The following is a 17,125-nucleotide window of genomic DNA, read 5'->3' as shown; positions in this document are numbered from 1 at the left end:
AAGTATCAAGTGCAGATTATCAAAGTTCAACTCAGACAAGAAATGCTCTTGCTAAAGCATTAACAGAACAAGAAAATGCCTCAAAAGAAGAAGTGGAAGCAGCTCTTAAAGCAGTGAACGAAGCTAAAACAGCAGATGAAATGAAGACAGCAATAGAAGATAACGCAAAAGTATTAGGGTTATCAATTGGAGAAGGAACTGACTATACTAGTCTTTTACCAGGAAGAGACAGATCAGTAAGTGTAGACCTTGTAGGTAATAGACAATATGAAGCAGATAGCAAGTACACTTTAGTACGATTAAGAGAAATCTTTGATGACATAGTTGCGACAAGATTGGTAACGCAAGAATCTATGAATTTAGTAAATAATGCTGAAACAGCTGAAAATCTAAATGGTATAGAATATGTAACTATATTATTGAATAGATTTAATAAAGCGGGATACACTCAACATTCAAGCCATAAAATTAAAGAAAAGGTAATATATCTAGAAGGTTTAGTTAATGGATATAATGTATTAGATGATGAAGCTAAAGAAGTAGTATTAAGAGGAGTAATTGAAATAAGAAATGGGAAAACAAATGGAAAATTTGCAAGATCACAGGAAACAACAGATGCTCTAGAAACTGCTTTAACTGAAGTAGAAACAAAAATAGAAGCTGCACTAAATGAAGTAAACGCTGCAGATGAGAGTCAAATGAAGGCTATTATAGCAGATAGCAATAAAGTAGAAATATTAGGTCTTGAAACTGGAGTGGGTAGTGGATACAATGGGCTTATTGAGGGAAGAAGACCATCAGTAGCTACAGATTTATACTATAACAGACCTGAAGGAGAGGGTTATAATCTTGCTATATTGCAAAAATACTTCAACGAAATCGTAGAAACAAGACATGTAACACAAGAATCAGTAGATTTGGTAAACAACGCTAAAAACAATGTAAAGCCCCTAAATGGTTTAGAGTTTGTTCAAATATTGAAGGACAGATTTTCTAACGTTTCATATAAATATCATTCAAGGGCACTTATCACTAAAAAGTTAGAAATACTTGATAATATACTAAAGGCATTTAATGATCTAGAAGATGATAATGCACGAAACAATATTTTAACACAATTTTTAGATGAATATACAGCTTCAACCGACACAATTATTAAAATAGGTCAATTGTTAAATGTAGATACAACTGGTTATAAAAATTAAGAATATTGCACCTAATACTAACGTATAGTGTAGGGATTAAAGAAAGACCCTAATGGAGTTAAAATCTATTGGGGTCTTTCTTTGTGTGCTACTCTAGTAGGTTTTGATAGTTTATTGGCTGCTTTTTTTATATTAATACATAAAATATCAGTCATTTTTTTAAAGGACAAAGCATAAATATTTGTTGTACAACCTTTTAGAGAAAGGAGGATTTGAGCTTATTTGTACAATTTTAAAAAAGGGGGATATGTAGATGCAGAAGAGAAGAACAAAGGTATTGGTAGTAGCGTTTGTATCTTTGATTATGCTACTAAATAGTGTATTGACCTTTGCTGAACCTACGGATATTGAAGGACATTGGGCAAAGGAATATATTTTAGAGCTTGTAGAAAAAGAAATAGTGAAAGGCTATTCGGATGGAACTTTTAGACCAGAAAACAATATTACCCGTGCTGAATTCTACAAAATTGTAAATTATATGATGAAAATTAGAGAAGAAGAAAATGTTGAATTTAAGGATGTAAGTAGTAAAGATTGGTTTTATTTAGAAGTAAAAAAGGGAGTGAAGGCAGGATATATTGAGAAAGGTGAAGCATTGAAGCCAAATGAACCCATAACAAGAGAAGAAGTAGTCAAGATAATAGGTATAGTATTTGATATAAAAAACGAAGATTATAAATTGAATTTTAAAGATTATAAAGAAATAGATAAATCTGTAGAAATATATCTAAAAGGCATGGTGGAAAAAGGATATATATCTGGTTATTCAGATGGAACATTTAGGGCGAAGAAAAATATAACTAGAGCTGAGGCTGCAAAGATAATCATGGGTGTTGGGAATGAAATACTGGATGTAAAAGGGGAATATAGAAAAGATATAAAAGGTAATTTAGTTGTATCTTCTTCAGATGTAGTATTAAAAAATATGACTGTTGAAGGAAATCTATATATTGTTTGTGAGGGAAGTTTTAAGGCATCTAACTTAAATGTTAAAGGCAAAGTATATATTATGGGCGGAGAAAAGGGAAGTATTTCTTTTGAAAAATCAACTATGGGGAGTATTGTGGTTAGAAAAGATGAAGTGAAAGTAAATCTTCAGAAGACAAAGGTATTGGAAGCAGAAATATTGTCTCAAAATGTATTTATAAATAGCGATTTGAAGATAGAAAAGGTTTTTTCAAGAGGGAGAATGATATTAAACAATATGGTATTTGAAAAAGGAGAAAGATTAGATAAGTATTTTGAAAAGAAAGACAATATTTCAGGAGGAGGTATTAGTACAGGAGGAAGTGAAAACACAGGTGGAGAGAACAACCCAACTCCCCCAACAGTTGAACCGAAAATATCAGCGTATTTCCACAAGTCACAGCTTGAAAACTTTGGGAGAGTATCAATTGATCTTGAAGGGCTAGAAGGAGCTAAAAAGTATTCAGTTAATTTTAAGTATTCGGATGGTAAAAAAGAAGATACATTGGGGCCTGTAAATACTGCTGCGAAGACTACGGAGATTTATTACAATGGAGAGCATCCTGTAAATATCACTGTATATAAAGATAATGGAGAGGTTTTACATGTATTTAAAAATGTATATTTAAATAAAAAATAAAAGGGGATAGAAGGAGGGATCTTCTTTGAGAAATATAAAGAAGATATTGTCAATAGTTCTTGCGTTGGCATTATTTATACCTACATTGGCCAGTGCAAAAAGTGTGGATTTTGAGACAGTGCAGGTAGACGAAAATCTTAAGGTGCTTGAAGAAACGGGAAAAGAAAAATTCGAGGGAAAACAAGATATAGAGATCAAAGGGAAAGTAAGAGTTGTTGTAGAACTTAAAAAAGAACCAGCAATCAATTTAGCTGCAGCAAAAGGTATAGAATACGCAGAACTAAATAAAGGTGAAAGACAGAAACTTGAAGGAGAAATATTATCAGAGCAGAATGCGGTTTTAAATGATATGGAATCAAAAAATATTGCAATTGAATTTGACAAGAAGGAAGAATTGCCTAGATTTACTACAGCTTTCAATGGCTTTGCTGGCTTTGTAGAATATGAGGATATTGAAAAAATAGAGGAACTTCCAAGGGTAGAAAAAGTATATATTTCAAATGAATATGAAAGACCGGTTCTAGAGATGAGTTCTTCTACGGGAATGGTCAAAGCTGTTCCTACTTGGGAATTAGGATATAAAGGTGAAGGAACTGTGATTGCCATAATAGATACAGGGGTTGATCCTAGACACAAAGATATGGTTTTGAGTGAAGAAACGGAACCAAAACTTACCAAAGAGGACGTAGCAAATAAAATAAAGGAAGACAATTTGAAAGGAAACTATTATACGGCTAAAGTTCCATATGGATATAACTACTATGATTTAAATAATGAAATATTGGATTTAGGTCCAGAAGCTTCAGAACATGGTATGCATGTGGCAGGAACCGTTGGTGCCAATGGAAACCCAGATGAAGGTGGAGTACGTGGAGTAGCTCCAGAAGCTCAAATACTTGCAATGAAGGTTTTCAGCAATGATCCAATTTATTCAACTACTTTTGATGATATATATCTAGATGCTATAGATGAAGCTATAAAACTTGGGGCAGATGTATTGAATATGAGCTTAGGTTCTACAGCATCTTTTTATGAACAAGAGAATCCTGTAAATGTGGCTATTACCAATGCTGTAAATAATGGAATTGTTTGTTCTATATCAGCAGGAAACTCAGGTTATTTAAGCTATGGCTATGACAATCCTATAAAGCAAAACCCAGATATAGGACTTGTTGGAGCACCTGGTCTTTCCTATGACTCTATCCAAGTTGCATCAATCGAGAATTTGGAACTTTCAGTACCATATCTATCTTATGAAGAAAATGATGAGAATGATGAAGGTGAAGAATCTCTTCCCAAAAATTCTGCTATAGTAGGTGATGATGCCTATGATTTTGGATATCTAAATATGACTCCAATTGCACAAAAAGCAGTAGTAGATACAAGAAAAGTTGATGGTCAAGTTTATTTGAAATTAGGGGAAAAAAAGATAGTAGATATGGATGGTAGAGAAATAGAAGTAGAAAATAAGGAAGTAGAATATTTCTATCCAAATGGGCAAAAATCATATAAATTGTTTGGCGAGATGATAACTCCAAGTGGAAATTTTTTAAAGATCCCTATGATGGTTGCAGGAAGTATAAATCCAGCAAAAGTTATCAAGGATAAAATAGAGTTTGTTGATTGTGGTATAGGTACACCAGCAGAACTTGAAAATGCAGAGGGAAAAGTAGCTTTGATAATACGTGGAGGACTTCCATTTACAGAAAAAATAGTGAATGCACAAAATGCTGGAGCTAAGGGAGTTATCGTATACAATCATGCTAATGGCGGAGAAGAATTAGTGAGCATGATGTATCCACCAAAGGGAAATATTCCAGCTGTATTCATAGGTCACAATGGAGGATTGGCATTGTTGGAACTTGAAGAAAAATATATTAAGTTCCATGATGATGTAATGAAGACTCCAAATCCAAGTGGTGGAACTATGTCAGATTTTAGTTCTTGGGGAACAACACCTACATTGGAATTGAAACCTGAAATTACTGCACCTGGAGGACAAATTTATTCAACTCTTCAGAATAATAATTATGGGGTAATGAGTGGAACTAGTATGGCAGCACCTCATGTGACAGGTGGTTCAGCATTAGTTAGGCAGTATATAAAACAAGATGATAGATATAAAGACCTGTCTGTAGGAGAGCAAGCAAGACTTGCAAAAGTGCTTTTGATGAATACTGCTGAAGTAGTATCTGATGAAGATGGGATGCCATATTCTCCAAGAAAACAAGGTGCAGGTATTATGAACTTATATGGAGCAGTTTCTACTCCTGTGAGAGTAATCAATGTGAATAATGGTGAAGCAAAAGTAGAATTGAAGGATTTTGAAAGTACCAATTTCTCAATGAATTTGAAAGCTATAAATGATTCAGATGAAGATATAACTTACAAAGTAAAAGTAGATGTATTGACAGATTTAATTTATAACTATAAAGGAACTGAATATAATTTGCTACAGACAAGAAAAATGGTTGCAGATGTATCACCTTTAGGGGATATAACAGTTCCAGCAAATAGTTCTACAGAATTTACAGTTTCAGTTGATTTTTCAAACGATCCAGAAGCATATAGAAATATGTTTGTTGAAGGTTTTGTGAGGCTTGAAGAAGTGACTAATACACATCCAAATTTAACTGTTCCATATGTAGGGTTTTATGGAAATTGGGATGAACCAAGCATTGTTGATGGATTTAAAGATTTGGGTGAAGAAGCTTTCTATAAAATGACAGGTATGCTTGATAATCAAAATTACTTTATGATTCCTGGAAAAGCTGCTATAAGTCCTGGAACGCCAGCAGGAAAATTAAATGGCACAGATACAGTAACACCTTTGTTATCTTTCTTGAGAAATGCAGAAGAAGTACAATACAATATTTTAAATAAGGATGAAGAAAACTTAAGAACTATAAAGACTGAACAGTTTGTAAGGAAAAATTATATAGATGGTTCTAGAAAAAGACCTGAATATTCTTTTAGAACAGATAGAATTTGGAATGGAAAAGTTGGAGATGAAATAGTAGAAGATGGATTATATTATTATCAAATAAAGGCAAAAATTCAAAACAGTGATTCTTGGCAAGAAAAGAATATACCAGTATATGTAGATACAGAAGCTCCAATCATTACAGATGTAATATACAATCCAACTACAGGCAATATCTCTTGGAAGGCTACTGATGAAACTTCAGGATTGATGGCTTTTGATATATGGGTTGGCAATGAAAAGGTTGCAAATGGAATAAAGGCTCAAGAAGGCAAAGGAGAATATGAATATCCAATAGAAGAGATAATTCATGGAATGACAAATCCTGAAGTGACCGTAGTTGGATTTGACTATGCTGCAAATGCAGGAATGAAAAGTATAGTTGTTGATTATGCAGTTCCATCTATTTATTTGACAAGTCCAACATTGTTGGATCCATATAAAGAAAGAGATATATTGGTTGAAGGAGCGGTATTTGATGTAGAAAATCCAATAGTTAAAATAAATGGAGTAGAAATAGAAACTGTATATGATGAAAATATCACAGTTCTAAATCCAGACAATCCAAAGGAGGTAGCAAGAACTGGAGCAGGCTATAAATATTCAACGACTATGAATTTCCCAGATGGATACAACAATGTGAGTGTAGAAGTATTTTCATCTAATGGTGGATTTATGAGTATTGCAAGAAGATTTTATGTAGATTCAACACCACCAGAATTAAATATAAAAGTTAAAGAAAGAGATTCTAGTTCTGACAAAGTAGAGCTTGAAATAAATATGAAAGATAAATTCCCATTCCTTCTACTATATGTAAGAGATAGTGAAGAATTTAGATTTGATGGCATGGAACTTAGTTCGGACGTACATCCAGTAGATGAGACTATAACAGTAGAGGTTCCATTAAAAGAAGGAGACAATTCTATAACAGTTAAATTAATTGATTTTGCAGGAAATGAAACTGTAAAGACTATAAACGTCAATAGAACGAATGGCATAGTTGAAGAAACTGAAGTAGAACCAGAAAATCCAATAGTTACACAACCAATTGAAGAGCAAATAGAAGAGTAGTTTTACTGCTGCAAAAGTTCATAATATAAAATCAAAAACGAACAGATAGAGTATAGCTATCTGTTCGTTTTTGTGTGTCTAGCATGGGCATCCATTGTGAGATGTAATCTGAAGGAAGTCGGTGGCAAGGTCTCGTGTATACATTTAGGAAGGACTGAAATGATTAATGGAGTTGTAAATACAACAACATTAGGAGTACCACAAGGTGAAAATTTATCGCCCTTACTCAGCAATATAATGCAAAATGAGCTTGATAAATAACTCACTAAAAGAAGTCTAAAATTTGCAAGATATGCAAACAACTGTAACATATATGTTAAAAGCAAGAAAGCTGCTGACAGAGTAATGCAAAGTATTACAAAATATATTGAACAAAACCTTAAACTTGATAGTTAATACTGATAAAAGTAAAGTAGAAAGACCATGTCAATTGCTAATACTAGGCTTGAAAAAGCTGGATTAGTGTCTTTACTTAAAATATATTGATTTGCCAAAAAAGTAGTAGTATATTTAACTTATGTTTATAGTATTTATATATTTTTCTTATTTTTGAGGTTATTAAAGGGGGTTTTTAGGATATGAATGTAAAAGAAAAAATTAATTTTGGGAAAATTGTAAATTCAGAAGGAAAAGTTACTGTTATAAAAATGTTGTCTTATTTTTTAATTATAGTTGGATGTTTAGGCTGTATAGACGCGATTATTATGCCAGATTATTATTATTTAATATCTACTATTATAATGGTATTGCTTGGGATAGTTGGTCTATGTAATATAAAAAAAAATTATCCAAGAAAGTTTGCATTAATAATTTCTTTTATACTAGTTGTACTTGCAATAACAAGAATTATAATGTTGCTAGTAGTTTTTAGGGTGTATGCTTTAATAATTAGTTTATGTGGGCTGTTATCGGGATTCTTCAATATAGTATATTATGGTTATTACTTTAATACCTTGAAAAAATTTTTATATAAAAAATGGTTTAAAATATTATTTAATACTAAATTGGAATTTCAAGAAGATAAAGTAATATTAATATCAACAAATGAATCTAAAGAGTATGGTGTTAGGCTTATTCAGCGAGTAATAATGAGTGAAGAGGATTTTTTCTTTGGTGATGATAAGAAAGCGGAGTGTTTAAATACAATTTTAGATGGAAAAATTTCAGATATGATTTTTAAGGAAAATAAAATACCTTTTGAAGGCAAAATAGGAGATGTCGAAGTTAAAGCATACCATGAGGATAAAGATTTAATTGAAATTGAATTAAAATTAGAATCAATAGTTGCAAATTACACATATATAAATGAAAACACAAAAATATAGTATAATATATCTATATAACAAAAGCAGCCACGGGGACGTTTCGTTTGGCTGGATGGGAAACATCCAGCCAAACGAAATGACGTCCCTCTGCTGGAAAGGAGAGAATGATATGCTAAGGACAATTGAGTATAGAGATGGGAAGGTTTATATTATAGACCAGACCAAATTGCCAACAGTAAATGAGATAATAGCTATTGAAACAGTGGAGGAATGTTTTGACGCTATAAAGAAATTGAAAGTTAGAGGAGCTCCAGCTATTGGAATTGCAGCGGCTTATGGAGTTGTATTGGGTATAGCGGATTTAAAAGAAATTGATTTCGACAGTTTCTATAAAGAATTAAAAAAGGTCACTGAATATCTTTCTTCTTCAAGACCAACAGCAGTAAATCTATTTTGGGCATTAAATAGAATGGAGAAAAAGGCCTTGGAGAACAAGGAAAAGCCAGTGGAAGAAATAAAGAAGATATTAGAAAATGAAGCTATTTCCATCCAGAGAGAAGACGAAGAAATTTGCAGGAAAATTGGAGAAAATGGTGCTCATGTGCTAAAAGATGGCTCAACTGTTTTGACTCATTGCAATGCAGGAGTATTGGCTACTTCTAAATATGGGACAGCTTTGGCACCAATTTATTTTGCCAAGGAAAAGGGATGGAATATAAAAGTATTTGCTGATGAGACAAGACCCCTACTTCAAGGAGCAAGACTTACAGCTTTTGAATTAAATGAAGCTTCCGTAGATGTAACTCTTATCACAGACAATATGGCTGCAATGGTTATGGCAAAGGGATGGATTGATGTAGTCATAGTAGGTTGCGATCGTGTTGCTGCCAACGGAGATGTAGCCAACAAAATTGGTACTTATGGTGTAGCATTACTTGCCAAGGCACACAATATTCCATTTTACATAGCAGGTCCAACTACTACTATAGATTTAAACACAGCTACTGGAGAAGATATCGTTATAGAAGAAAGAGATAGAGAAGAGATAATATGCGGATTTGGAAAACAAACAGCTCCTTCAGATGTAAAGGTGTTCAATCCAGCATTTGATGTAACGCCTCATGAATTAATCGCAGGCATAATTACGGAAAAGGGTATAGTGAGAGCACCATATGATATAAATTTGAAGAAATTGTTTGATTAATCTTATAGTTTGGTAAATAGTTATAAAAGGGACTTAAATAATTAACCCAAAGTTTATATATTAGTAACAATCTTGAAGCTTTTTTAATACATTTTAGAAATAAAAGAGGATTTTTTCATGTATCTGTAGAAGAAATACTTTATTAAGAAAGTATATTAAATTAATAAATAAAACAAGGGGGCATAAAAATGAGTTTCAAAAACAAAAAACTGTTTAGTATTATTTTATCCTTTGCATTAGTACTAGGTATACTTGTAGCACCGCTACAAGATATAGCATTTGCCAGTGAAGGAGATGCTGTGAACATTACTGTACTTGGAACAACAGATGTTCATGGCAATATTTATAATTGGTCTTATGAAGATGGAAAAGAAAAAGATGATTTAGGGCTTGCAAAGGTTTACTCAGTAGTTAAAGAGGTAAGAGAAGAAAATCCAAATACTATTCTTCTAGACAATGGAGATATGGTTCAAGGAACTATTCTTACAGATGATTTATATAATACAAAATTAGATGAAACACATCCAATGATTGATATCATGAATCTAATGGGCTATGATGTCATGACATTAGGAAATCATGAGTTCAATTTTGGAATTGATCTTATTAAAAAGATGGAGAAAGAAGCAGAATTTCCAATACTTGCAGCAAATGCTACCTACAAAAAAGATGGTTCATACCTTACAAAACCATACATAGTAAAAGAAGTAGCAGGAGTTAAAGTTGGAATACTAGGTCTTACAAATCCTAATATACCAAGATGGGATGCTTCAAAAGTTACAGAACTTAAATTTGATAATATGGCAGTTGCAGCTCAAAAAGCTGTTAAAGAATTAAAAGAAAAGGAAAAAGTAGATATAATTATAGCTACAGCTCATGCTGGACTAGATGAAGAATATGGGAATGATGGAGTAAAAGAAGTAATTGAAAAATGTCCAGAAATTGCAGCTATATTAGTTGGTCATACTCATGGAACAGTAAATGAAAAAGTAGGAAACACTGTAGTAGGTGGAGCAAGAGATGGTGGAAGACAAGTAGTTAGATTTGATTTAAAACTTAAAAAAGATAAAAACACATGGAAAGTTGCAGATAGCAAATCAAATATCATAGAAGTAAAAGACTATGAAGCTTCAGAGGAAGTCATAAAACATGCGAAAAAATATCATGAAAACACATTAGCTTTCATTACTGAAGTAATAGGAACTGCAAAAGAAGATTTCCAACCAGTGAATGAATTAGATGATATACCAGAAGGCTATATAAGAGATACTGCTGTTATAGATCTTATAAACGATGTACAACTTAAGTATACAGGGGCAGATATTTCTGCAGCAGCATTGTTTAAATCAACTTCAAATCTTAAAAAAGGTGATATAACTTATGCAAGTATATTTGATATTTACAAGTATCCAAATACTTTGTTAGGTGTTGAGATAACTGGGAAAGAACTCAAAAATTATATGGAATGGTCAGCAGCATATTACAACACTTACAAAGATGGTGATTTAACTATAAGTTTCAATGAAAATATAAGAGGATACAAATATGATATGTTCCAAGGAGTAGATTATAAAATTGATATATCTAAACCAGCGGGACAAAGAATAGTTGATCTTAAATTTAAAGGAAAAGCTGTAAAAGATGATGACAAATTTAAACTAGCTCTAAATAATTACAGATATGATGGACTTAAGAATGAAGGAATTATAAGTGGAGAACCATACTTTAATTCTGATCCAAAATCTTTAAGAAGCTATATTGCAGACTATATTAGAGAAAAAGGGACTATAGAACCAAAAGTTGATAACAACTGGGAAATCATTGGAGCAGATTTAAATAGTCCTCTTAGAGATTATGTTATAAAGCAAGTTAAAGATGGAAAGATTGAAATACCAAAATCAGAAGATGGCAGAAGTGTCAATACGAAATCATTAAACATCTATGAATTAGCAAAACAAGGCAAGATTCCAGAAGAACTTCTAAAGAAACATAATATTGAAGTTCCAAAGGAAATCACAATAGTTCATACAAATGACACTCATTCCAGACTAAAAGAAGGAGATTATGATGGAATGGGATTTGCCAAAATAGCAACAAAAGTAAAAGAATTGAGAAGTGAAAATCCAAATACTTTATTACTAGATGCAGGAGATACACTACATGGACTTCCAATAGCTACTGTTTCAAAGGGTGATAGTATTGTTAAGGTAATGAATGCCATGGGATATGATGTAATGGTTCCAGGAAATCATGACTTTAACTATGGATACGATAGATTAATAGAATTATCAGAGAAGACAGAATTCCCAATAGTAGCTGCCAATGTAGTTAAAGAAGATGGAACAAGGGATTTAAAACCTTATACAATAAAAGAAGTAGACGGTATAAAAATAGGTATATTTGGTTTGACTACTCCAGAAACAAAATACAAATCAAATCCAAAGAATACTGAAGGAGTAAATATAGAAGATCCTGTCAAAGTAGCAGAAGAAATGGTAAAAGAATTGAAGAAAGAAAAAGTTGATATGATCATAGCTTTATCCCATGTGGGATTAGATGAAGAAAGTGATGTAAAGAGTTCCGATGTAGCAGCAAAAGTAAAGGGAATAGACCTAATCGTTGATGGTCATAGCCACACAGTATTAGAAAATGGAAAAGTAGTAGGAGATACATTGATTGTTCAAACTGGTGAATATGACAAGAATTTAGGTATAGTAAATGTGGAATTTAAAGATGGAAAGATTGTTAACAAAACTGCAAGCTTATTCACTAAAGAACAAGCTGCTGAAACAAAAGAAGATGAAGAAATTAAAGCATTGATAGAAGAAATTGACAAGGCAAATGAAGAAGTACTATCAGTATTGGTAGGAAAGACAGCAGTTAAACTTGATGGTGAAAGAGAACAAGTAAGAGGCGGAGAAACAAATCTTGCAAACATCATAACAGATGCAATGATAAAGGCAGGCGGTGCAGAGCTAGCCATTACAAATGGTGGTGGAATCAGAGCTTCCATAGAAACTGGAGATATAACAAAAGGCGATGTAATCAAAGTCCTACCATTTGGAAACTATCTAGTTCTAAAAGAAGTAAAAGGAATTGATATACTAAATGCATTGGAACATGGTGTAGTATCATATCCAGAGCTAGCAGGAGGATTTCCACAAGTAGGTGGAATGATATTTAAGCTAGATCCTTCAAAAGAAGCAGGTAAGAGAATATCTGATGTAATGATAGGTGGAAAACCATTGGATATAAATAGAACATATAAACTTGCTACAAATGACTTCATGGCTGCAGGTGGAGACGGATATGAAATGCTTAAAGACGGGAAAGTGTTGGCAGAATACCCAGGCCTTGATGAAATAGTTATGGAATATATCAAGGAATTAGGAACTATAGACAAGAAGGTTGAAGGTAGAATGACTGTTGTAGAAGGTAAACAGGAAGAAAAACCAGTTGTTGTACCTGGCAAAGAAGCAAAAGAAAAATCCTATGTTGTAAAACCTGGCGATGTATTGTGGAGAATAGCAAAGAAATTTAGTACAACTTGGCAAAGATTAGCTGAATACAACAAACTTAAAAATCCAAACTTGATATTCCCAGGACAAAAAATACTTGTTCCTGCAGAATAAACGAGAACCAAAAACCCTTGAAGATTTTTTTCTTCAAGGGTTTTTTCGTACTTATAGATAAAATAAATGAGTATTTTTATGACTATAAAAATTGTTTATATTAGTTGTAACTATGAATTTTTTCTATTATAGTTTTTACTGTGATGTTGAAAAAATATACATAATAATAAAATTGAGGAGGTAATTTTAATTGTCTAAACGAATTTTATCACTAATTTTAGCTTTGGTCTTGATTTTGTCACTAACAGCTTGTGGGAAAACTGAACAAACTGAACCAGAAACTGCAGAAGAAATTAAAGAAGAAACTACAGAAGCAATAGATTTCGAAAACTTTGATAAAGAAAAATACAAAGATGTAACCCTTAATGTATATTGTGTTGCTGATATTGTAGCTCCTATTTGTGATGTTTTTTATGAAGATACGGGAATAAAAGTTGAAAGCTTAGTTATGAGTAATGGCGAAATCTTACAAAGGTTAAAAAATGAAAAAGAAGCAAATACAGTTATTGCCGATGTATGGTTTACAGGTGGGGCAGATGCATTTATAGATGCAGCAAGTAATGATGTTCTTTTGCCTTATGATTCTATAGAAGGCAAGAACATACCAGACAATATGAAAGATAAAGATGGATACTGGTATGGAACATCTTTAACATTGGTTAATTTAGTCGTTAACAAAGATTTAATTGAAGAAAGAGGATTGAAAATGCCTGAAACATGGGATGATCTTCTACAAGAAGGTTTAAAAGGCGAAGTATCTCTTTCAGACCCAGCTTCTTCAGGAACTGCATATAATATAGTTTCAGCTATTCTTCAAAGTAAAGGAGAAGAAGAAGGTTGGGAATACATTAGCAAATTAATGGACCAAGTACCTTTCTTTACACCAAAGGGTGGCGGACCTTCTCAAAATGTTATAAATGGTGAAGCAATAGTTGGTATCAATCCAAGTGATGGGGATAGAGAATTAGAAGAACAATATGATTTTGTAAAACTAGTTTATCCAACAGATGGGACAGGATGGTGGCCTCAACCAGTAGCAGTAGTAAAAGGTTCAAAAAATGAAGAAGCTGCTAAAATTTTAGTTGAATGGCTATTATCAAAAAGAGGAATGGAACAAATTGCAAAGATAAGACATGCAGCAGTTGCTAGAGAAGATGTAGAAATGCCAGAAGGTATAGTTGATATAAAAGATGTAAAATTGTTCCCATCAGATTTTAAAGTTGGAGCAGAAAACAGAGATGCAATAATTGAGAAATGGAACAGTTTGTTGCAAGAAAAAGGTAGATAGAAAATAATAGTTTGCATGTAGTAAGACTTTAATCTTCTACATGCAAATTTCATTTAAGTAGGCAAAATATTAGATATCATAGGTGATAGATTTGGAAAAAAATAAACCGACAACTTTTGTTAAAATAATATATATACTGATAAGTATACTTTTAATTTGTTTTATACTTTATCCTATGCTAAATATAATAATCTACAGTGTTGATAAAAATAGTATTTTTCAAGTTTCTCATGAAAAATTGAACAATGGTCTTAAACTTTTGAATAATAGTTTGCTTTTATCCATAACTACGACTATTATTTCTACTACAATTGGCTTTATTGCAGCTTTAACATTGAAGAGAATCAATTTTAGAGGTAGAAAACTATTGAGAATTTTAATGCTAACTCCACTAATAAATCCACCTTTTGTAGGTAGTATTGCATATATAATGTTATTTGGGAAAAGGGGACTCATTACCAACAAATTGTTAGGTCTGTCCATAAGTCCTTTTGGATTTAAGGGGATAGTAATCATGCAGTCCTTAGGTCTAATCTCCTTAGCTTATATACTCATATCTAGTGCTATAGACAAAATCAATCCAAGTTTAGAAGAAGCTGCTAGAAACATGGGAGCTAGTGAATGGGACGTGTTTAAGACTATAACATTTAGAACCATGTTGCCAGAAATAACAAATACCAGCTTATTGATATTTTTATCATCCATGGCAGACTTTAGCACCCCTATAATTATAGGAGGATCTTATCGAACCTTAGCAGCTCAACTTTATATTGAAATAACTGGGTTATTTGATTTGAGAACAGGTGCTTTGTTGGGAACTCTTCTATTGCTCCCTTGCTTATTAGCTTTTATGCTACAAAAATATGTTGTGAGTAAAAGATTATACTTTTCAGATAGGATTAGTTCTGAAGACATTGAATATAAAGGAATTAATAAGTTTGTAAAATATATATTAATAGCAATAACTATGCTATATATACTGTTGATTTGTGTAAAGTATTTATTTATAGTTATGGGTGGTTTTACAGTCCAATGGGGACATGATTACACATTTACATTAGATCATTTTAAGGCCATATTTACAAGAGATTTTAGTGCTTTTGGAAACAGTATTAAACTTGCACTTGTATCAGCTTCTATATCCTCATTGTTGGGAGTATTTTTGTCCTATTTGATGTATAGAAAGAATTTTAAAACATCTCAAATTATCGATTTTATAGCTACTTTGCCAGCAGCTGTGCCAGGAATATTGTATGGGATGGCATATTTAACAACATTCAACAAAGAACCTTTAGTTTTGATTGGGACTAAAATCGTAATATATATAATATGTATCACTAGGTTTATGAATGTAGGGTTAAGAACTGGATATGCATTGCTTTCTCATATAGATCCAAGTATGGAATTAGCTTCTTTTAACTTAGGAATGGGTGAAATAGGAACTTTTGCTTGGATAACATTGCCCCAACTTAAACCGGCATTTGTAAATTCTTTTATGAAGAATTTTAGCTCCGGGATGGTAACATTAGGTGCTATAATTTTATTGATGATACCTAGCAATAAGGTAGCGGTTCAGATGATTTTTCTTTCAACATATGGTTATACAATAGGTGCAGCCGCAGCTATGTCTTTGTTGTTATCCTTTACTAGCCTTGCTTTTTTAGGACTATTTTATCTAATTTTTAATTTAGACAATATATTTAAAATGAGGAGGGATAAAGGTGAAAATTCTATTTGAAAATATTTGCAAGTACTATGACAATGTAAAAGCATTGGATAATATTAATTTTTCTGTTGATAAGGGTGAATTAATTGCTCTATTAGGGCCTTCTGGTTGTGGAAAAACTACATTGTTGAGGATAACTGCAGGATTAATTCCTCATAATAGTGGTAAAATATTGGTAGATGACAAGGACATTTCGAGTCTTCCTCCACAAAAGAGAAATACAGCTTTAGTTTTTCAAAACTATGCCCTTTTCCCTCATATGTCTGTATATGAAAATGTAGCATATGGATTAAAAATTAGAAAAATGAGCAACAAGGAAATAGATTTTTTAGTCGAAGATATGTTGGAAAGAGTAAATTTAAAAGAATACAAACACAGGAAAATACAGCATTTAAGTGGTGGTCAACAGCAAAGAGTAGCTTTGGCAAGAGCTTTAATAATAAAACCAGAGCTTTTGTTGTTTGACGAACCTCTAAGCAATTTAGATGAAAAGCTTAGAACTAGTATGAGGGAAGAGATAAAATCTATTCAAAAAGAGCTAGGTATAACTAGTATATATGTAACACATGATCAAGAAGAAGCTTTAGCTATAGCAGATAGAATAGTGGTTATGAAGGATGGAAAAGTACAGCAGATTGCAAAACCATATGAATTATACCATAAACCTTTAAATTCTTTTGTAGCTAACTTTATTGGACAAGCAAATATATTTAATCTTCCAATTAAAAGAGAAAGCTTCCAGTATGTAGAGCTACTAGGCCAACAAATAGAAATTCCAGCAGAATACAAGGGGAAAAGAGAAATAGAAGTCATGATAAGGCCTGAAGAAATATATTTTGAGAAAGGAGGAGTAGAGGCAATAGTAGAGAAAGTGTCGAATTTAGGTAATATTTTAAGATATACCTTATCAGTTCAAGAATATGATAAAATTATAGTCGATAGTTTAAATAGATTTACTAGCAAAACATATTCAATTGGTGAAAAGGTGTATATTAAGTTTAATAAAGAAGGAATACATTTAATTCCTGCAGAATAAACGAGAACCAAAAACCCTTGAAGATTTTTTTCTTCAAGGGTTTAATTTTTTATGCTTACTCGTATTTTTCTAGGATATAATATAAATAATATAAAATATTTGGAGGTGA

General features: G+C 32.2%; 9 protein-coding genes. All 9 read left to right on the top strand.

The window, feature by feature from the left end; genetic code table 11:
* The coding region (locus BUA21_RS14630) for a hypothetical protein (RefSeq protein ID WP_159429083.1) at positions 1-1,205 on the top strand (1,205 nt) is incomplete at its 5' end.
* Between the two features lie 253 nt (positions 1,206-1,458).
* On the top strand, positions 1,459-2,811 hold the full coding sequence (locus BUA21_RS02120) for an S-layer homology domain-containing protein (protein WP_072742896.1): 1,353 nt from the start codon (positions 1,459-1,461) through the stop codon (positions 2,809-2,811).
* Between the two features lie 25 nt (positions 2,812-2,836).
* Positions 2,837-6,865: a S8 family serine peptidase gene (locus BUA21_RS15275; RefSeq protein ID WP_072742894.1), complete on the top strand. Its 4,029-nt coding sequence runs from the start codon at positions 2,837-2,839 to the stop codon at positions 6,863-6,865.
* A 578-nt stretch (positions 6,866-7,443) separates the two neighbouring features.
* Positions 7,444-8,190 carry a hypothetical protein gene (locus BUA21_RS02110; protein ID WP_072742892.1) on the top strand — a complete coding sequence of 249 codons (747 nt, stop codon included), beginning with the start codon at positions 7,444-7,446 and terminating at the stop codon, positions 8,188-8,190.
* Between the two features lie 109 nt (positions 8,191-8,299).
* Positions 8,300-9,334: an S-methyl-5-thioribose-1-phosphate isomerase gene (gene mtnA, locus BUA21_RS02105; RefSeq protein WP_132995616.1), complete on the top strand. Its 1,035-nt coding sequence runs from the start codon at positions 8,300-8,302 to the stop codon at positions 9,332-9,334.
* Positions 9,335-9,522: 188 nt separating this feature from the next.
* Positions 9,523-12,966 (top strand): 5'-nucleotidase C-terminal domain-containing protein, encoded by a 3,444-nt coding sequence (locus tag BUA21_RS15035; RefSeq protein WP_072742888.1) that lies wholly within the window; start codon positions 9,523-9,525, stop codon positions 12,964-12,966.
* Between the two features lie 190 nt (positions 12,967-13,156).
* Positions 13,157-14,254 carry an ABC transporter substrate-binding protein gene (locus BUA21_RS02095; protein ID WP_072742886.1) on the top strand — a complete coding sequence of 366 codons (1,098 nt, stop codon included), beginning with the start codon at positions 13,157-13,159 and terminating at the stop codon, positions 14,252-14,254.
* A 175-nt stretch (positions 14,255-14,429) separates the two neighbouring features.
* On the top strand, positions 14,430-15,992 hold the full coding sequence (locus BUA21_RS02090; RefSeq protein ID WP_143147117.1) for an ABC transporter permease: 1,563 nt from the start codon (positions 14,430-14,432) through the stop codon (positions 15,990-15,992).
* Positions 15,976-17,016, top strand: coding sequence for an ABC transporter ATP-binding protein (locus BUA21_RS02085; RefSeq protein ID WP_072742882.1), 1,041 nt, complete (start codon positions 15,976-15,978; stop codon positions 17,014-17,016). Before BUA21_RS02090 ends, BUA21_RS02085 begins: the two co-directional genes overlap by 17 nt.
* The last annotated feature ends 109 nt before the right edge of the window (positions 17,017-17,125 follow it).

The organism is Sporanaerobacter acetigenes DSM 13106 (assembly GCF_900130025.1).
GTDB lineage: Bacteria > Bacillota > Clostridia > Tissierellales > Sporanaerobacteraceae > Sporanaerobacter > Sporanaerobacter acetigenes.
This window is presented reverse-complemented; position numbering and strand designations above follow the sequence as displayed.